Origin of the sequence: Nitratireductor sp. GISD-1A_MAKvit (assembly GCF_040819555.1) — a bacterium.
Classification (GTDB): domain Bacteria; phylum Pseudomonadota; class Alphaproteobacteria; order Rhizobiales; family Rhizobiaceae; genus Nitratireductor.
In genome coordinates this window covers 3,164,058-3,183,002 of record NZ_CP161920.1, presented here as the reverse complement: position 1 = coordinate 3,183,002, position 18,945 = coordinate 3,164,058, and the positions used below count along the sequence as shown (strand labels likewise).

Annotated in this window: 14 protein-coding genes, 1 tRNA gene and 2 pseudogenes; 11 read left to right on the top strand and 6 right to left on the bottom strand. The window is 61.1% G+C overall.

Going from position 1 to position 18,945, the window contains the following annotated elements:
• Positions 1-327: 327 nt before the first annotated feature.
• The 3 genes from AB2N04_RS16600 to AB2N04_RS16590 form a co-directional block, all read right to left on the bottom strand.
• Complete coding sequence (locus tag AB2N04_RS16600; protein ID WP_367715652.1) at positions 328-645, bottom strand: hypothetical protein; 318 nt, start codon at positions 643-645, stop codon at positions 328-330.
• A 171-nt stretch (positions 646-816) separates the two neighbouring features.
• Positions 817-3,072, bottom strand: coding sequence for a DUF6538 domain-containing protein (locus AB2N04_RS16595; RefSeq protein ID WP_367715651.1), 2,256 nt, complete (start codon positions 3,070-3,072; stop codon positions 817-819).
• Between the two features lie 118 nt (positions 3,073-3,190).
• A tRNA-Gln gene (locus AB2N04_RS16590) sits at positions 3,191-3,264 on the bottom strand.
• A 237-nt stretch (positions 3,265-3,501) separates the two neighbouring features.
• Here AB2N04_RS16590 and AB2N04_RS16585 point away from each other — a divergent pair.
• Both AB2N04_RS16585 and AB2N04_RS16580 read left to right on the top strand, forming a co-directional pair.
• Positions 3,502-4,839, top strand: a complete 1,338-nt coding sequence (locus tag AB2N04_RS16585) for a Ppx/GppA phosphatase family protein (protein WP_367715649.1) — start codon at positions 3,502-3,504, stop codon at positions 4,837-4,839.
• Positions 4,836-5,558, top strand: a complete 723-nt coding sequence (locus AB2N04_RS16580; RefSeq protein ID WP_367715647.1) for an RlmE family RNA methyltransferase — start codon at positions 4,836-4,838, stop codon at positions 5,556-5,558. The genes AB2N04_RS16585 and AB2N04_RS16580 overlap by 4 nt, the downstream gene beginning before the upstream one ends.
• 23 nt (positions 5,559-5,581) lie before the next feature.
• On the opposite strand, the gene AB2N04_RS16575 is transcribed toward AB2N04_RS16580, so the two are convergent.
• Positions 5,582-7,000: a DHA2 family efflux MFS transporter permease subunit gene (locus tag AB2N04_RS16575; protein WP_367715646.1), complete on the bottom strand. Its 1,419-nt coding sequence runs from the start codon at positions 6,998-7,000 to the stop codon at positions 5,582-5,584.
• 295 nt (positions 7,001-7,295) lie between these two features.
• On the opposite strand from AB2N04_RS16575, the gene guaB reads away from it, so the two are divergent.
• Positions 7,296-8,798 carry an IMP dehydrogenase gene (gene guaB / locus AB2N04_RS16570; protein WP_367715644.1) on the top strand — a complete coding sequence of 501 codons (1,503 nt, stop codon included), beginning with the start codon at positions 7,296-7,298 and terminating at the stop codon, positions 8,796-8,798.
• A 206-nt stretch (positions 8,799-9,004) separates the two neighbouring features.
• Here the strand turns inward: guaB and AB2N04_RS16565 are convergent, their stop codons facing one another.
• A complete protein-coding gene (locus AB2N04_RS16565; protein ID WP_367715642.1) occupies positions 9,005-9,685 on the bottom strand; it encodes an MIP/aquaporin family protein in 681 nt (226 codons plus the stop codon).
• 93 nt (positions 9,686-9,778) lie between these two features.
• Between AB2N04_RS16565 and AB2N04_RS16560 the strand changes: the two genes are divergently transcribed.
• Positions 9,779-10,195, top strand: a complete 417-nt coding sequence (locus AB2N04_RS16560; protein ID WP_367715641.1) for an MAPEG family protein — start codon at positions 9,779-9,781, stop codon at positions 10,193-10,195.
• Positions 10,196-10,198: 3 nt separating this feature from the next.
• Here the strand turns inward: AB2N04_RS16560 and AB2N04_RS16555 are convergent, their stop codons facing one another.
• A complete protein-coding gene (locus AB2N04_RS16555; protein ID WP_367715639.1) occupies positions 10,199-11,110 on the bottom strand; it encodes a hydrogen peroxide-inducible genes activator in 912 nt (303 codons plus the stop codon).
• Between the two features lie 138 nt (positions 11,111-11,248).
• Here AB2N04_RS16555 and katA point away from each other — a divergent pair.
• The 7 genes and pseudogenes from katA to AB2N04_RS16520 all read left to right on the top strand — a co-directional run bounded on the left by katA (position 11,249) and on the right by AB2N04_RS16520 (position 18,935).
• Positions 11,249-12,755: pseudogene (katA, locus tag AB2N04_RS16550) on the top strand (catalase KatA).
• Positions 12,756-12,874: 119 nt separating this feature from the next.
• A pseudogene (locus AB2N04_RS16545) lies at positions 12,875-14,162 on the top strand (RsmB/NOP family class I SAM-dependent RNA methyltransferase).
• An 18-nt stretch (positions 14,163-14,180) separates the two neighbouring features.
• Positions 14,181-14,633 (top strand): PaaI family thioesterase, encoded by a 453-nt coding sequence (locus AB2N04_RS16540; protein ID WP_367715637.1) that lies wholly within the window; start codon positions 14,181-14,183, stop codon positions 14,631-14,633.
• Positions 14,630-15,271 carry a 5'-methylthioadenosine/S-adenosylhomocysteine nucleosidase gene (locus tag AB2N04_RS16535; protein WP_367715635.1) on the top strand — a complete coding sequence of 214 codons (642 nt, stop codon included), beginning with the start codon at positions 14,630-14,632 and terminating at the stop codon, positions 15,269-15,271. The genes AB2N04_RS16540 and AB2N04_RS16535 overlap by 4 nt, the downstream gene beginning before the upstream one ends.
• Positions 15,272-15,326: 55 nt before the next feature.
• The gene (gene guaA / locus AB2N04_RS16530; protein ID WP_367715634.1) at positions 15,327-16,886 is read left to right on the top strand and encodes a glutamine-hydrolyzing GMP synthase; all 1,560 of its coding nucleotides are present in this window, start codon (positions 15,327-15,329) and stop codon (positions 16,884-16,886) included.
• Between the two features lie 7 nt (positions 16,887-16,893).
• Positions 16,894-17,256, top strand: coding sequence for an ArsC family reductase (locus tag AB2N04_RS16525; RefSeq protein WP_367715632.1), 363 nt, complete (start codon positions 16,894-16,896; stop codon positions 17,254-17,256).
• Between the two features lie 125 nt (positions 17,257-17,381).
• Positions 17,382-18,935 (top strand): phospholipase D family protein, encoded by a 1,554-nt coding sequence (locus AB2N04_RS16520; RefSeq protein ID WP_367715630.1) that lies wholly within the window; start codon positions 17,382-17,384, stop codon positions 18,933-18,935.
• Positions 18,936-18,945 lie beyond the last annotated feature (10 nt).

Genomic DNA, 18,945 nt, shown 5'->3' with positions numbered 1-18,945 from the left:
GCTCCCCCAGATGCTGATCCTCGATAACAAACGCGCACATACGTGATCCAGGGCACGATGGACTGCGCCACCGCGATCGAAGCATTGTCGTGCCGTTCGATGTAGGGTTCGGCAGGTGTTTCCGCTTGCTGTGTACCACTTGGCGTTTCGATATCACCACGCATGGAACATATCAATACGATGCTTGCTGCTTGCTCTCGTGATGCCTGTGAGGCGCTGGCGATAGTTGCGCTTCCGTCAGGCTGATTGTTCCTCGATAAACCAGCTCATGAATGTCTGTCGCGGCAGATCGCAAGAGAGGCTAGACAGGAACCAGCAGACAAAGAACTAGAACATCTTCGTCCGTATCAGATGTTCCCGCTCCCCTACAAGGCCATAGGTCTCACGCAGGACACGTTCCGCTTCCTCTGCATTCGCTTCGGGGAGGGTATGCTTGCCTCCTTTTGGGAAGTACAGCGTATTGCCTTCCATGCGATAGCCCACTTCGTACAGTTTCCCGCAGCTGTCTACAAACCGGTATTCCGTTCCATCAGATCGTTCCAAAGGTTCCATTCGAGGGAAACTACATTCCGTAGCCAGTAAGGGGCCGGAGTTCAGTACCGGTAGCGCCACAATCGCCCCAAGCAGAAGATTATAAAATTTCACGTGTTCCTCCTATCAAATGCATGGCTATGACATTCATATAAGGCAAAAGTGCGAGCCAGAAGAAGTGCTGATTTTTATTCGAGCTATGAGTGAATCTGGTGTCCGGGCGGTTTGAATGACGGCCCCTCTTAGTGCAGAATGTTTGGGATCAGTAGCATGTCTTGCGAAGCCTTATCGAGACTTGCGTTGCCGCATTGTTCTGGCCATCTTCAGCCTTTCGTCCTTCGTTCGCCCCTCCCATGGCGAAGCTTCCCGCGCCTCCACCCAGGGCAACACCCGGATCGGCTGCGGTTCCAGATGGCTCGTGATGCTCGGATATTTCTCCAGCGCATCCTTGATCACGTTCAGCCCAGCACGGTTCGTGTAGCGCATGCTGGTCTCGTCACTTCCCAGACGACCCGCAATATCACTGATGATGCTTGGGTGCACGAGCGCCTGTTTCAGCGTGTCTGCAAATCCGTGACGTAGAGCGTGCAGCACGCGGTTCCAACGCTCTGCGTCGCCGAGATGCTGGTGCAGCTTGGGCACAAAATCTTTGTAGAAGCGGTCGCCCGGATCGGTTTTGCGGCTTTTGGAAAAGAGCTCCGGGAACAGCGCGTCGTAGCGCAGCGCCTTGATCGCCTCGACATAGTCGATGAAGTTCAACCGAAGAACTTCATCGGGCACTGGCAACATACGTGCCGAGCTTGCATTTTTGAGGCTGCGGAGCTTGTTTGGACGGATGTCGATCGCCCAGCCTTGGCCCGTCTTCACGATGTCCTTCACCGCTAGACCCGCGACTTCGTTGCGGCGCGGCCCGAGATAGACCATCAGCATTGGCAGGAAATAGTTGGCCGAGTGGAAGATATGCGATCCTGCCACCTCCTGCTCCGTCGCACTTTTACAGCCTGTGAAGAGCGGCATGTCGAACATCGGCCGCAGCTGCTCGGGCCCCGGCTTGTCCGTGATGCGGCGCGCATCGCTCAGTTTCGGCTTCCTGGGGCGCAGCCCATCCATGGTGAGGTTCGGCACGTGATAGCCACGGCCTTTGATATAGGTCAGGTAAGTGTTGATATTGGCCAGGTGCTTGCGGATTGTCGTCGGGCCTAAGCCCAGTTTTGGCGGTTCCTTGCCCGCCTCCTTATGCGATCGAATGGCTTCTGCTGAGGCAGCGCGCAGGGCTGCCGTGCCAAGCGACCGCAGCCGCGGGCTGCGGCCATAGTTCGTCAGGATGTGATCGAAATGCTCCCGCAGCTTGCCCAGATGGATCTGTCGCATCTGGCTTGAATGGGTGATGCCCTGTTCCTCGAGCACACCCACCAGCATGGTGACCGCGACCTTCACATCCTTGGCCGTGGCATCCTCCCAGTGATGCTGGTTGCTCTTCATCAACGCATCGCATTCCGTCATGAACTGCGAAAGCGGCAGATCCACGCCCTTCTCGTCGTCGATGACAGGCGCGGGCGGTGTTTGGACGGCGGGTGCGATGACTTCCGACGCTGGCGCAGGTGCATGCTGACGCTGCTGCGGAGCAACCGTTTCGGGCGTGGTCGAGATAGGCGCGTTGGCGGAAGGCGCAGACTCGGGAGCTTGCGCTGGCGGCACATGCATCTGTTCCAGCGAGGGGCGGGCGATTGCAGGCGCGTCGTCTTGATTTGTGTTCGCTGCGGTAGGCGCTGGCGACAAAGCGGCTTCCGGGGCGGGTCTTTGCGGCTGCGTCTGCTCGCCAAACAGCGCCGCCACATCACTGTCCGTGCTCAGGGGGCCATAACGGTCGGGCGTGCCAAGCAGAACATCTGCCTTGGCGCGCATGATCTGCTGGGTGGCCCGCTCGCGGTTCAATGGTGTGTCCCGGACGCCATGCGCGTCCATTTCCGACTTCAGGAAGCCTTCGAAATAGGCCGTGCGGCATTCTTTGCGCTCCTGCTCGAAGGTCGCAGCAATCTCGCTGATCTGGCTTTCCGCAAAACCTTCCTGTTCGAGCACGCGGCGGGCAGGACAGCTTGCGTCGAATCGCATCGGGCGGCCCGTGCCAAACAATTCGATGAGGCGATAGGCCCAGCCCACCAGGAGGTCGGCGCGCAGATTGTCTTCCGCCGCCGAGCCCGTGCGGCGTGCGGCGAAGGCGAGATCCTCCAGGCTCTCATTCATGCGCTCGATCTCGGCGCGGAAAATCTCTTCCAGCTGTTCGCGGCTCGTCATGCGCGCCCTGTCACCTTCGGCCAGTTCCGCCAGCAGCGTGTTGAGCCGCCGGACCATACTCTTGGCCTTTGTATGATCCCCGTGGCGCAGTGACAATGCGAGGTGGCTGCGTTGATCGATCGCAAGCGCTGAAGGGATCCTTGCGCGCCAGTAAAAGACATTGCCGCGGCGGGTGAGATTGGCGATGCGATGCCGTGCTGCCATGAGTGAATCCTTGTGTACTTGGCGCAGGACGTGCACAGCCATGTGCATCAGTCCTGTGCGACAGTTTTGGGCACAGAGGGCAAAAATCGGCAAAAACACTGCATTTGAGGATTCGCAGCGGACAGATTCTTTAATGAATCCAAACTGCGGACGTGCGAAATGGCTGGGGAACCTGGATTCGAACCAGGACTAACGGAGTCAGAGTCCGTGGGTCTACCGTTAACCTATTCCCCAGCAGGCGGCGAGCGCCGCTTTCGCCACGCTATTTAGCAAGCTGAGTTTCATAGTCAAGGGTGGATGTCGCCTACATGAGCAACCGCACGCATTTTTGTTGGTCCGCGCCAGATGGAAGCGCTTCATGCAAAGACCACTCTTGGTGAAACCGTATACGGCTGATACTCTGTCGCCAACTAAACGATATGAGCCGCCTGCTGCGCCCTCACGGGCTTGCGCGGGGGCGAAGGAAAAGCGGTGCAAAACCACGACCACGGCGAGGTCTCGCCGGTTGAAGGGGTCGTCCGGGATGCCGCGTCGGATGGGGGCAAAACCCTCGGCTTCGACGACAATCGGTCGGCCGGAACCTCGACCTGCGCAGACGAAGCTCCCGCTTCATCTGCCAGCGGGGCGTCACATGAAGATCCTCCCGCGCGCAAACGCAAGCGGAGAAAGCGGCGCAAGCGGCGCGCTTTTGTTCGCGACGGCGGGGAAGAGGCGCTCAAGCCGGCGATCGAGCAGGATGGAGAGGCGGGGAAGGCAACCCGGCCCAGCGCGGGAAAGCGTCGTGATTCTTCCCGGGAGGATCAGCGAAGCTGCTATGCGGCGCTGGATCTCGGCACCAACAATTGCCGGCTTCTTGTCGCCGTGCCGACGAGACCGGGGCATTTCCGCGTCGTGGATGCATTTTCGCGAATCGTTCGCCTCGGCGAGGGGCTGAGCCTTGAAGGCCGGCTGAGCGAAAAGGCGATGGATCGCGCCGTCGCCGCGCTCGGCATTTGCGCGGACAAGCTCGGACACCGCAAACCCAGACGCATGCGGCTGATTGCAACAGAAGCCTGCCGTTCGGCGGAAAACGGTGAAGCGTTCATCGAGCGTGTGAAACACGAAACCGGCCTTACACTGGAAATCATCGACCGGAAAACCGAGGCCCGGCTGGCGGTGGCCGGCTGCAGCACGCTGGTCGACCGGGGAACCGAAGGTGTGGTGCTGTTCGATATCGGCGGCGGTTCGTCCGAGATTGCGCTGGTGGACATCTCACGCCACCGCACACCGCGACTGGCGGATCATATCGTCGCCTGGACCTCTCTGCCCGTGGGCGTGGTCTCACTGGCGGAGCGGTTTGGCGGGCACCGGGTCACGCGCGAGAGCTTTGCAGCCATGGTGGATGCGGTGAGCGAGATGCTCGACCGGTTCGATGATGGCGGGCGGCTTGCCAGGGTTGCCAAGGGTGGACGCTTTCACCTGATCGGAACGTCGGGGACGGTGACGACGCTGGCTGGGGTCCACCTTGGCCTGGCGCGGTACGACCGGCGCCAGGTGGACGGGCTGTGGATGGAGCGCGGCAATGTGGACCGCATGATCGAAACGCTGCTTTCATGGGATTTTGAGCAGCGCAAGGCCAATCCCTGTATCGGTGCCGACCGCGCCGATCTGGTGCTCGCGGGCTGCGCAATCCTGGAAGCGATACGGCGTCGTTGGCCCTCCGAAAGGCTAAGGGTTGCCGATCGCGGTCTGCGCGAAGGCATGTTGAATGAAATGATGGCCGCTGATGGCGCCTGGCGCCGGCGGCGACGCATGGGGCAGGGCGCATGACGAAGAAACCAACCAAAACGAGCGGCGGTGCGCGGGCGCTCAAGACGCGGGTCAAGAAAAAGCGAGGGCTGAAAAACTCCTCACGCCGCTGGCTCGAACGGCATCTGAACGACCCCTATGTGCACCGTGCCCAGGCCGAAGGCATGCGCTCGCGCGCGGCCTACAAGCTGACGGAGATCGATGACCGGCACAAGATCCTGTTTCCTGGCGCACGCGTGATCGATCTGGGCGCTGCACCCGGCGGCTGGTGTCAGGTCGCGGCGGAGCGTGTCAGGTCGACGCCTGAAAATCCTCTGGTGGTTGGCATCGACTATCTAGGCATGGACCCGGTTCCCGGGGCGATCGTGCTGGAAATGGATTTTCTCGATGACGATGCACCCGAGCGCCTTCTGGAGACATTGGGCGATGGGCCGGACCTGGTGATATCCGACATGGCGGCCCCGACCACCGGGCATCGCCAGACGGACCATCTGCGCACCATGCATCTGTGCGAAACCGCTGCTGACTTCGCTCTTTCCGTGCTGAAACCGGGAGGTCACTTTCTGGCCAAAACGTTTCAAGGCGGTGCGGAAACGGGTCTGCTCGACCAGCTCAAGCGCAATTTCAAGTCGGTTCATCACGTGAAGCCGCAGGCCTCCCGCGCCGAATCGGTCGAGCTTTACCTTCTGGCCAAGGGATTTAAGGGACGTCAGGAAGGCGTGGACCGGGACGGCGAATAGCGCGCCAGCCGGGACGGCGCGGCTCACTCGCCGGCCGGCGCCGGTTCGGCAAGAGGCGCGCGCGATCTCCGGCGGTGACCGGAAACCCTGCTGCCGGCCTCCGGCGGAAGAGTGAGAAACGGGACGGCCGCCAGTGCTGAAAGCGCTGCAACGATCAGGAACGCGTTGATGAAGGCGTCGATGCCCAGTTCGGTTCCCGTCATCATGGCCGTCGCCTCCAGAATTCCACCCCCAATGGCCACTCCGAGGGCGATGCTGACCTGCTGTGTTGCCGCAGAGAGTGTGGACGCCTGGCTCGCCTCGCGATCACTGAGTTCCGCAAAGACAAGCGCGTTGGCCGAGGTGAAGAACAGCGACCGCAGAAGCCCCGAAAATATCAGGACGGATATGATGACCCAATGGGCGGTCGCAGGGGTGAAGGCGGCGTTTATGGCGATGCTGGCACCGCCAAGCAGGGAGGCGGCAACCAGGACGACCCGGAAGCCGGCCGTGCGCAATGCGGTGCTCGCGATGAATTTCATCGCGATGGCGCCAAAGGCGGAAGCAAAGGTCAGTAGCCCCGATTCGAAGGGCGTGAGACCGAACACGACCTGAAACATGAGTGGCAGAAGAAAAGGAACGGCGCCCACGCCGATGCGGAAAAGGGAACCACCCAGTATGGCCGCCCGGAACGCGCGATTGGCGAACAGGCCGAGATTGAGGATCGGTCGCGGCGTGCGACGCGCATGCCGGATGTAAAGGGTCGTGGCAATGATGCCGATCAGGACGGTGCACACGCCCACAAGGGGTGGCAGGGCAGGCAGGCTGATCACCGACAGGCCGAAGACGAGCCCTGATGCGGCAATGCTGGAAAGCAGAAATCCCGTGGCATCAAGCCGGCCGGTTTCTTCTGCGGGAAATTCTGGCAGGACGCGCCCCGATATCGCAATGCCCGCAAGGCCAATCGGCACATTGATCAGAAAGATCCAGTGCCACGAGAAAAAAGTCGTGATGAAGCCGCCGAGCGGCGGACCGGCAATCGGCCCGATGAGTGCCGGCACGGACAGCCAGGCCATTGCCTTGACCAGCTGCTCGCGCGGGGTGGCGCGCACCAGGACAAGCCGGCCAACCGGCGTCATCATGGCGCCTCCCATGCCCTGCAGGAAGCGCGACAGCACGAATGCTGCAAGCGAATTGGAAAACGCGCAGGCAATCGAGCCGACCACGAAAACGGCAATGGCGATGCGGAACACTTTCCTGGCGCCGAAACGATCGGCCATGAAGCCGCTGATCGGTATGAAGATCGCAAGCGAGACGAGATAGCTCGTCAAGGCCAGCTTGAGCGTGACGGGGCTTGTTCCGATGTCGGCGGCGATGGCCGGAAGAGAGGTGGCAATGACGGTTGAATCCATCTGCTCCATGAAGAGCGCGACGGCGAGTATGAGCGGCAGTGTGCGGTTCAAGGCGTTCTATTCCTGTGCCGGCCTGCCGGGTGAATTGGCAAGAGAAGGAAAGCAGACCGGATCAGCTCGCGCGCTATAGCACGCAGTGAGGGGGCTGTCCTGTGGCAGTGGCGGGGCTGTGTTGGTGCTGGTGTGTCTTTTCAGTGAGACAATCTTCGCCCATGGAAAGCCACCACCTTTTCAAGCTGGCGCTGACGTGGTACCAGCCAGCGCCAATCCTGAAAGGGAATCAATCCTGCGGGGCCGCGCCATTTTGTGGCGGGGCCGCGTGTCCTCTCATTCCAAAGGGTCGGCCATGGCAAAAATCATCGAGACAGCAACCGGCGCAGAGGCGCTAACTTTCGACGACGTGCTCCTGCAGCCCGGCCACTCGGAGGTCATGCCCGGCCAGACGGATGTGCGCACGCGCATCGCAGGCGACATCGATCTCAACATTCCGATCCTTTCGGCGGCCATGGATACGGTGACGGAGGCACGCCTTGCCATCGCCATGGCGCAGGCCGGCGGCATCGGTGTCATCCATCGCAATCTCTCACCGGCCGAGCAGGCCGAGGAGGTGCGCCAGGTCAAAAAGTTTGAATCCGGCATGGTGGTCAATCCCATCACGATCGGCCCCGACGCGACGTTGGCCGAAGCGCAGGCGCTGATGCGTGCGCACGGCATTTCGGGCATTCCGGTGGTGGAGAATGGCGGCGCGGGAGGTCATGCCACAGGGCGTCTGGCCGGCATTCTGACCAATCGCGACGTGCGCTTCGCATCCGACCCGCAGCAGCGGGTGCGCGAACTGATGACGCATGAAAACCTGGTCACGGTCCGGGATGGTGTGGCACAGGATGAAGCCAAGCGGCTTCTGCATCAGCATCGCATCGAAAAGCTGCTTGTGGTGGACGAGGCGGGCAACTGTGTCGGCCTGATCACCGTGAAGGACATCGAAAAATCACAGCTCAATCCCCATGCATCCAAGGATGCCCAGGGGCGGCTTCGGGCCGCCGCGGCGACGAGTGTCGGAGAAGACGGTTTTGAACGCGCGGAGCGTCTGATTGATGCCGGTGTCGACCTTCTGGTAATCGACACGGCGCACGGGCATTCCCAGCGTGTTCTGGACGCGGTCGCCCGTGCCAAGAAACTGTCGAGCGCCGTGCGCATCATCGCCGGCAATGTTGCCACCGCCGAGGGCACCAAGGCGTTGATCGATGCGGGCGCGGACGGCGTCAAGATCGGCATCGGGCCCGGCTCCATCTGCACCACACGCATTGTCGCAGGTGTTGGCGTGCCGCAGCTTTCCGCCATCATGTCGGCCGTCGAGGTTGCTGACAGGGAAGGTGTCTCACTGATCGCGGATGGAGGCATAAAGTTCTCCGGCGATCTGGCAAAGGCACTGGCCGCCGGTGCCTCGGCGGTGATGATCGGCTCGCTTCTTGCCGGAACGGACGAAAGCCCCGGCGAGGTCTATCTGCACCAGGGACGTTCGTTCAAGGCATATCGCGGCATGGGTTCCGTGGGGGCCATGGCGCGCGGATCCGCCGACCGCTACTTCCAGGCAGAGGTGCGCGACACACTGAAGCTGGTCCCGGAAGGCATTGAAGGGCAGGTTCCCTACAAGGGGCCTGCAGGCGGTGTACTGCATCAGCTGACCGGCGGCCTGAAGGCTGCAATGGGTTATGTCGGAGCGCCCAATCTTCAGGAGTTCCGCGACCGGGCGACCTTTGTGCGCATTTCGGGGGCGGGCCTGCGGGAGAGCCACGCTCACGACGTGACGATCACGCGGGAGAGCCCCAATTATCCAGGTGGCGCGTGACTGGACTGTTGTGATGGAGAAGGGCCTTCGGGCCCTTCAGATTGATTACAAACCCCTCGATTTTTGGCAGAAGTCGGAATCGAGGGGTTTTGATTCCGTTTTGTTCGCGATGTGAATCCGAGACGTTCCGTGAATCTTGAGTGATTTCGTGCCGCCGGGAGGTTTGTCAGCAGTCTGAAGGGCCTTCGGGCCCTTTTTTCTTGCCGCTACTGGCGTTCCAGCAGACCCGTTCTCGCGATCAGCCCTGCCACGGCCGCGCCCACAAGCGGAGCCGCGATAAAGAGCCAGAGCTGGTTCATTTCACGGGCGCCGGAAAACACGGCGGGGCCAATCGACCGGGCCGGGTTCACCGATGATCCGGTAACAGGGATCAGGCTGAGGTGAATTGCCGTGAGCGTGAGACCGATAACAACACCCGACAGCGGGGTTCGATGTTTCTTGGCGGTCACGCCGAGAATGACGAGAACGAAAATGAAGGTACCCAGCGCTTCCAGCGCAAACGCCGCCGGAACAGGGTAAAGGCCGGCATTCTCCCAACTGTTGGCGGCATGGGAAATCGGAGCGATGTTGCTTGATCCATTGGCCGCTGCCCAAAGCGCTGCAGCGCCCATGATGGCACCGGCCACCTGCGCGACCATATAGGGCAGAACATCCCTGGCCGGCATACGACCGGACAGGAAAACCCCGGCGGTCACTGCCGGGTTCAGGTGCGCGCCTGACACGGGCCCCACAGCGTAAGCCATGGCGATCAATGCCACCCCGAACGTTACGGCGATCCCGATTGCACCAAGCGGGAGCAGGGTGCCGAACCCGCCGGCGATGATACTCGCACACCCCAGAAAAACGAGGCAGAACGTTCCGAAACATTCAGCGACGTATGCTTTCATGGCTTTTTCCCTACGCTATGCCCACCCTTGCAAAGCGTCCGGTTTTCAATGCTGATGGGGAAATCAGATTTCTGACAAGGCGAGGTTTTCACCATGTCCCAAAATGCCATCTTCTGGCCGATGATTGCCCATGCCGTTCTGGTGTACGGGGTTTATTTCCTGATCGCGGTGCGGCGGAAGGCTGCCGTTGAACGCGGCAGTGCCCGCGTCGCACAGTTTCGCGAGAACAGGGACGAGCCGGCCGAAAGCCTGTTTGTGCGCAACAATCTGGCCAACCAGTTCGAACTGCCGATGCTTTTTCATCCCGCCTGTCTGGCGCTGTATGTAACCGGCGCGGCAGGTCCCGTGGCGGTCTGGGTGGCATGGGGGGTCGTGCTCACGCGCTATGCGCATGCCTATGTGCATGTCACGTCGAATCGTATCCGCTATCGCCAGCCACTGTTTACGGCGGGTTTTGTTGCTCTTGCCGTCCTGTGGGCCCTTCTGGTGTTCCGTCTCTGGACGGCCTGAAGGTCAGGCGCGGGAGACCAGAATTTCGTGCGCCTTCAGGATCGTGCCACGAAGCGCACTGAAGTCGGCCTTGCGTGGGTTGGTTTTTCGGCCGGCAAGGCATATGCTTCGGGAAGGACTGGGGGCGAGAAACGGCAGCACGCTGACGGAAGGCAGAAGATTTGCCGAGGCGCGTGCCATGCGCGGAATGAGAGTGACGCCCATCCCATGCGATACCATGTGCAACAGCGTCGTCAGACTTGTAGCGCCAAAGCTCTCCAGCGTCCGCGGCTTGACCCGCCCGCAGATTTCGAGCGCCTGTCCGCGCATGCAGTGGCCGTCTTCCAGAAGCATCAGCCGTTCCAGTGCCATGCTCTCCTGCGCCACCGGTGGGGCAATGCGTGCAGCATCCGCGCTCGGGACCGCAAGGTAGAACGGATCTTCAAAAAGAACATCGGGCGCAAGCCGCGTGTCGTCAATGGGTGCGGCAGCGATCATGGCGTCAAGGCGACCGGAAGCGGTATCCTCCGCCAGGGCATCGGTTACGGCTTCGCGCACTTCCAGTTGCAACTGCGGAAAGCGCTGTTTGAGCAATGGAAGAAGCTCGGGAAGCAGATAGGGCGCGATCGTGGGGATGACGCCCAGCCGAAAGCGCCCTTCAAGGGCCTTGCGCTCGCGCCGGGCCTCTCCTTCCAGAGCACGAACCTCAGAAAGAATGCGCGCCACGCGTGGCAAAAGAGACTGCGCCTCGGTGGTCAGGCGCACGCTGCCGCTGCCACGTTCGAAGAGCTTGAAGCCGAGCTGGGCTTCCATTTCGGATATCTGCGCGGAGAGAGCGGGCTGCGTTACACCGCAGCTTGCCGCTGCCCGCCCGAAATGGAGCGTTTCCGCCAGGCTTTCAAAATACTGCATCTGTCTGATGGTGAGACGTATCATAGAGAAAGGTTATCGCATCGAACATTAAAGACAATTGGAATTTATCAAGGGGCGTCGATAGCGTGAAAGTAACGAGGTCTCGCCGCAGGTGAGGCCCGAAGCGGGGCACAACAGGAAACCAAGCAAGGAGTTTCTTTCATGGCAGACAAACGCACGATGACCACGTCGGCTGGCGCCCCCGTCAGCGACAATCAGAATACCGTGACCGCGGGCGAACGGGGCCCCGGTTCTGCTGCAGGACTATCAGCTTATCGAAAAACTCGCGCATCAGAATCGCGAGCGTATCCCCGAGCGGGTGGTTCATGCCAAGGGATGGGGCGCACATGGTGTTTTGAAGATCACCGGTGACATTTCGAAATACACCATCGCCAAGGCGCTTCAGCCAGGTGCGGAAACGCCGATGCTAGCGCGCTTCTCCACCGTGGCCGGCGAGCAGGGTGCCGCAGACGCCGAGCGCGATGTGCGCGGCTTCGCACTGAAGTTTTATACCGAGGACGGCAACTGGGACCTCGTTGGCAACAACACGCCCGTGTTCTTTGTTCGCGATCCGCTGAAGTTCCCCGATTTCATCCACACGCAGAAGCGCCATCCGCGCACCAATATGCGCTCGCCCACGGCCATGTGGGATTTCTGGTCGCTCTCGCCGGAGAGCCTGCATCAGGTGACGATCCTGATGTCGGATCGCGGATTGCCGACCGCGCCGATGTTCATGAACGGCTATGGCTCCCACACCTATTCGTTCTGGAACGACAAGGGCGAGCGGTTCTGGGTGAAATTCCACTTCAAGACCATGCAGGGCCACAAGCACCACACCAATGAAGAGGCCGAGCAGGTGGTGGGCAAGACCCGCGAAAGCTACCAGGAAGCCCTCTATGGGGCGATCGAGGATGGCGACTTTCCGAAATGGAAGGTGCAGGTGCAGATCATGCCCGAGGCGGATGCGGAAAAGACCTCCTACAATCCCTTCGACCTCACCAAGGTGTGGCCGCATGCGGAATATCCGCCGATCGACATTGGCGTGATGGAGCTGAACCGCAATCCGGACAATTACTTTACCGAGATCGAGAATGCCGCCTTCTCGCCCTCCAACATCGTGCCGGGCATCAGCTACTCGCCCGACAAGATGCTTCAGGCGCGCATCTTCTCCTATGCGGATGCGCACCGCTACCGGCTTGGCACGCATTACGAGACGATCCCGGTCAACCAGCCGAAATGCCCGGTGCATCACTATCACCGCGATGGCGAGATGAACACGTTCGGCGGCATCAAGACAGGCAACCCGGATGCCTATTACGAGCCGAATTCCTTCGGTGGGCCGGTGGAGAACCCGGCAGCCAAGGAGCCACCGCTCAAGATCTCGGGCGATGCGGACCGCTACAACCATCGCATCGGCAATGACGACTACAGCCAGCCGCGCGCGCTATTCAACCTCTTCGACGAGGGGCAGAAGAACCGGCTGTTCTCCAACATTGCCGCTGCCATGGACGGTGTTCCCGGCGAAATCATCGAGCGCCAGCTTGCGCATTTCGACAAGGTCCACCCCGACTATGGCAATGGGGTTCGCAAGGCACTGAAGGAAGCGCACGGCTATGAAGCCAATGCCGTGCCCGTGACTGGCAAGACGCCACAGCGGGCCGCCGAATAGGCAGGGCGGAAAAGGCTTTGATAACGTGCGGGCGTGGAGCGATCCACGCCCGTTTCGCTTGTCTAAAGGCCCGCTTCGGGCTAGCTGTGCGCCATTCGGGTAACCGGCAAAGGTGTCACATGCGACTTGGCGGACGGCTGGCTGCAGCCTTTGAAATTCTGGAAGACATCGACCGGCGCTATCGACCGGCGGCGGAAGCGCTGAGAGACTGGGGCCTTTCCCATCGTTTCGCCGGCTCCAAGGATCGTGCTGCCATTGGCAATCTCGTCTATGACGCGTTGCGCCGAAAGCGCTCTGCGGCGTGGATGTTTCAGGAAGAAAGCCCGCGCGCAATGGCCGTTGGTGCTTTGATGATTGAGGCTGGCTACGACGCGGAGACGCTGAACGCAGCGCTTTCGGAAGACAATTTCGCACCGCCACCGATCTCCGGCGAGGAAGCAGCCCTCATTGCGGCGCATCCTCTGGAAGAGGCGCCTGAGGGCGTGCGGGCGGAATGCCCTGAATGGTGCGAACCGCTTTTCAAACGCGTCTGGGGCGAAGACTGGGTGGCCGAGTCAGCCGCTCTTGCCCAGCGTCCGCCGCTCGATATGCGGGTCAACACGCTGAAATCCACGCGCGACAAGGTTGCAAAGGCGCTGGCACGCACCGGCGTTCACGAGAGTGACCTTGCGCCACAGGGGTTGCGGATCGGTCCGATCGAAGGGCAGGGGCGGCATCCCAATGTGCAGGCGGAGCCCGCGTTTCAGAAGGGCTGGTTTGAGGTTCAGGACGAGGGGTCGCAGATCGTTGCCGCGCTTGCCGAGGCCGCACCGGGCATGCAGGTGCTCGACTATTGTGCCGGCGCTGGCGGCAAATCGCTCGCCATGTCGGCGGCGATGGAAAACACCGGCCAGATCCAGGCTTTTGATGCCGAGAAACAGCGGCTTGCGCCGATATTCGACCGCCTGAAGCGGGCAGGCTGCCGCAATGTGCAGGCGGTGGCCGATCCCGAGGCGCTTGCCGTGCATGAGGGAAAGTTCGATCTGGTCGTTGTGGATGCGCCATGTACGGGTGCGGGCACCTGGCGGCGCAGGCCCTGATGCGAAATGGCGGCTCGGTGAAAAGCAGCTTGAACAGCGGCAGGCGGAGCAGGCCGAAATTCTCGCGCGGGCCGCACGCTTCGTGCGCCCGGGTGGACGTCTTGCCTATATCACCTGCTCGGTGTTTGCCGAGGAAAACGAGGATCAGGTGGGGGCCTTCCTTGAAGCCAATCCGGATTTCCGCCCGGTGGACCACGAGGCGCTGTGGGAAAGGCACTTTCCCGGACAGGCGACAAAGGCAAGAATTGACAGGACCACGGGCATCGCCCTTTCTCCCAACCGCACAGCCACGGACGGCTTTCATTTTGCTGCGCTGGAGCGGAGCTGACGACCGGATGGCCAGACCATGAACCAGGCAAATCCCGCCGACCTCGAAGCCCGTGTCCGGGCGAGTTTCGCCCGTCAGAAAATGATGGAGACGATCGGCGCCGAGCTGACGCTGGTGACGCCGGGCATAGTCGAAATCGAAATGCCCTATGCGGACGGTCTGACCCAGCAGCACGGGTTTCTCCATGCGGGCGTCATTTCCAGTGCTCTCGACTCGGCCTGTGGTTATGCCGCGTTTTCCATGATGCCCGAGGATGCTGCCGTTTTGACCATCGAGTTCAAGGTCAATCTGCTGGCGCCGGGGCGCGGAGAGCGGTTTCTGTTCCGCGGCACGGTCACCAAGCCCGGCCGCACCATCATCGTGGCGGACGGGCAGGCCTATGCCTATTCGGCTGAAGGAGACGCCAAATTGATCGCCACCATGACGGGGACCATGATGACCATAATCGGACGTGAGGGGATCGAAGGATGACGCGGGCACCGGTGGAGCCGGCCACCCTTGCCGGAAAGCGGGTTCTGTTCGTGATGGCCGCAGATGCCGAATACGGACCGCATCTGAAGCAGCGCTTCAAACCCCTGATGACGGGCGTCGGGCCGGTGGAAGCGGGCGTTGTCCTTGGTGCGGAGCTTGCGCTTCTCGATGTCAAGGACCAACTGCCCGATCTGCTGGTGTCTCTCGGTTCTGCGGGAAGCCGAAGCCTCGAACAGACGGAAGTCTATCAGGCCACCGCCGTTTCCTACCGGGATATGGATGCCTCGCCGCTTGGCTTCGAAAAGGGGGTGACACCGTTTCTCGATCATCCCGCAATCATGCCGCTGCCGCATCGCATTCCGGGCATCCGCGAAGCAACGCTATCGACGGGCGGCAACATCGTCTCCGGTGCCGCCTATGACGCTATCGACGCCGAGATGGTGGACATGGAGACCTTTGCCGCGTTGCGTGCCTGCCAGCGCTTCGGCCTTGATCTTGTGGCGTTGCGCGGCATCTCCGACGGGGCAGCGGAACTGCAGCACGTCAACGACTGGACCGAATATCTCCATGTCATCGACGCAAAGCTCGCCAATGCGGTGGACCAGCTCGAACAGGCCATTGCTGATGGCCTCCTTTAATCAAAAAACGGCATCGCCGCTTGCACCCAAACGCATCTTTCTCTAAAGGCTCGCCATGACGATATCCAATCCCGACACAGTTCTCATCGTTGATTTCGGCAGCCAGGTCACGCAGCTCATTGCGCGGCGGGTGCGCGAGGCCGGAGTCTATTGCGAAATCGCACCGTTCCAGTCGGCCGAGGAGGCGTTCAGCCGCCTTGCGCCCAAGGCGGTCATCCTTTCGGGCAGCCCGGCCTCGACGGTCGACATCGGCAGTCCGCGCGCGCCGCAGGTGATCTTCGATTCGGGCCTTCCCGTTCTCGGCATCTGCTATGGTGAGCAGACCATGTGCGCCCAGCTTGGCGGCAAGGTTGAAGGCTCCGACCATCGCGAGTTCGGCCGGGCCTTCCTTGAGATCGAGAGTGACTGTCCGTTGTTTGAGGGCGTCTGGGCCAAAGGCACCCGCCATCAGGTCTGGATGAGCCATGGCGACCGGGTGACCGCACTTCCGCCGGGCTTCCGCGTTGTCGGCACATCGACTGGCGCCCCCTTTGCGGCCATCGCCGACGAAGATCGCAACTATTACGGCGTTCAGTTCCACCCCGAGGTGGTGCACACGCCTGACGGTGCAAAGCTCCTGTCCAATTTCGTGCACAAGATCGCGGGCCTTTCGGGCGACTGGACGATGGCGGCATATCGCGAACAGGCGATCGAGGCGATCCGCAATCAGGTTGGCGACGGCAAGGTGATCTGCGCGCTTTCGGGCGGCGTCGATTCTTCCGTGGCGGCACTCTTGACGCATGAGGCCGTTGGCGACCAGCTCACCTGTATTCTGGTCGATCACGGTCTGATGCGAAAGAACGAGGCGTCCGAAGTGGTCGCCATGTTCCGCGAACACTACAATCTGCCGCTCATTCTGGTGGATGCCTCCGATCGCTTCATCGGCGCACTGGAAGGCGAGAGCGACCCGGAAAAGAAGCGCAAGACCATTGGCCGCCTGTTCATCGAAGTGTTCGAGGAGGAGGCCAAGAAGCTTGGCGGCGCCGATTTCCTGGTGCAGGGCACGCTCTATCCCGACGTCATCGAAAGCGTTTCCTTCACCGGCGGCCCCTCGGTCACCATCAAGTCGCACCACAATGTGGGCGGTCTGCCCGAGCGCATGAACATGAGCCTGGTGGAGCCGCTGCGCGAGCTTTTCAAGGATGAAGTGCGGGTGCTCGGCAAGGAGCTTGGCCTGCCTGAAAGCTTCATCGGACGCCACCCCTTCCCGGGACCCGGCCTTGCGATCCGCTGCCCCGGTGGCGTGACACGCGAGAAGCTGGAAATCCTGCGCTCCGCCGATGCGATCTATCTCGACGAGATCCGCAAGGCCGGACTTTACGATGCGATCTGGCAGGCCTTTGCCGTTCTGCTTCCGGTGCAGACGGTTGGCGTGATGGGCGACGGGCGCACCTACGAATTCGTCTGCGCGCTGCGCGCGGTGACGTCTGTCGATGGCATGACAGCGGATTTCTATCACTACGACATGGAATTCCTCGGCCGCGCCGCCACCCGCATCATCAACGAGGTGAAGGGCATCAACCGCGTCGTCTACGACGTGACGTCCAAGCCCCCCGGCACCATCGAGTGGGAGTGATCGCACCATGACGAAACCGGAAACGGTGGTGATCTACGGTATCAAAAACTGCGACACGATGAAGAAGGCGCGGGCGTGGCTCGAAGAGCGAGACATTGCCTATACGTTTCACGACTACAAGACGGCAGGCATCGAGCGCGGCCGCCTGGAAGCCTGGGTGGAAGAAACTGGCTTTGAAAAACTCCTCAACCGCGCCGGCACGACGTTTCGCAAACTGCCGGATGCAGACAAGGCTGACATGAATGCCGAAAAGGCCGTGCGCCTGATGGCGGAGCAGCCAAGCATGATCAAGCGGCCGGTGCTTGATCTCGGAAAGCGCCGCGTGGTCGGATTCAAGCCCGAGATTTACGAGGCCGAGTTCGCAGGCTGAAGCCCTTCGACGTCATGCGGGAACCGGCCATGCCGGTTTCCACCGCCTCCCGGCCACGCTTTCCTTGCCTTGCTCCCGCACAGTTGGGATAAACGGAACATTCCGTTCGTGCCGGAGGGGGCATTGTGCGTATAAAGCAGATTATGATCGGTCTGATTTCCCTTGCCCTCGCTATTGTGGTGGCCATTGCCGTCCTTCGTCTTGTCTTTCCGCTACCCGACATCTCGGACCGGAAACCGCAAAAATCGATTGACGCCGCCCCCAGTGCGCAACTGCGCCAGCTGCTGCGGTCGGGAGAGAAGGCGCATCCGGGCAAGACGGGAATTCTGCCCCTTACCGATGGCAAGGACGCGCTGGCAAGCCGATTGGCTTTGATCGAGCGTGCGCAAAGCTCCATCGATGCCCAGTACTATATCTGGCACGACGACATGTCCGGCATCCTTCTGCTTGCCGCATTGCGCGACGCGGCGGAGCGCGGTGTGCGTGTGCGTCTTCTGCTCGATGACAACGGCGTGCCGGGGCTCGACTCCCATATGGCGGCGCTCAATGCCCTGCCCAACATCCAGATACGGCTCTTCAACCCGTCGACGGTGCGCAGCCCGAAACTGCTCGGATACGCATTCGATTTCTTTCGCATGAACCGGCGCATGCACAACAAGTCGTTCATCGTGGACGGAGCCGCCGCGATCGTTGGCGGGCGCAATATTGGCGATGAGTATTTTCAGATCGGCGATGCGTTCTACGTCGATATGGACGTTCTTGCTGCGGGGGCGATCCTGCCGGACACGATGGCGGTCTTCGATGAATACTGGAACAGCGGTTCCGTCTTCGGGGTCGAGAAGATCATGGCCGGCTCCGGCGATCTTGCAGCCTTCGAGGCCCGTGTCGAGGAGGTGCGCTCAAGCGAGGACGCACAGGCGGTACTCAGCGAGTTTCAAAACAGTGCGGCCCGTTATGCAAAGGGGCTGGCGGCACTCGAATGGACCGACGTCCAGCTGGTTGCCGACGATCCGGTCAAGGGGCAGGGAATCGCCCGCCGCGACCAGCTGATGATCATGCGTCTTGGTGCAATTCTGGGCGAGGCGCGGGACCGGCTCGACCTGATCTCGGCCTATTTCGTTCCCGGCACGGTGGGAAACTCCTATTTCGGGGACCTGGCAAAAGCCGGCAAGACGGTGCGCATACTCACAAACGCGATGAACACGACCGATGTTCTGCTGGTGCATAGCGGATACGCGAAGTATCGCCGTGCGCTTCTGGAAGCCGGAGTGGAACTCTTCGAACTGAAACTGCGCGGCGACGCATCGCAGGAATCCGAAATGCAGTTGAAGCCTTTCGGCCTTTCGGGCGCCAGCCTGCATGCGAAGACTTTCGCGATTGATGGCGAACGCATCTTCATCGGTTCGTTCAATTTCGATCCCCGCTCGGCCATTTTGAACTGCGAGATGGGTTTTCTGATCGATAGCAACAGCCTGGCCGGCCGGATCAGCGAGGGGTTCGACAGCAGGCTCGGTCTTGTCAGCTATCAGCCGCGTTTGACATCCGGGGACAAAATGGTCTGGCTGGAAGAACGAGAGAATGCCGAACCGCTGGTTCACGGGGAAGAGCCGGGTGCCACATGGGGGCGGCGGCTTGTGATCAAACTTGCCGGATGGCTTCCGGTGGAATGGCTGCTTTAGGGGCAGGCTC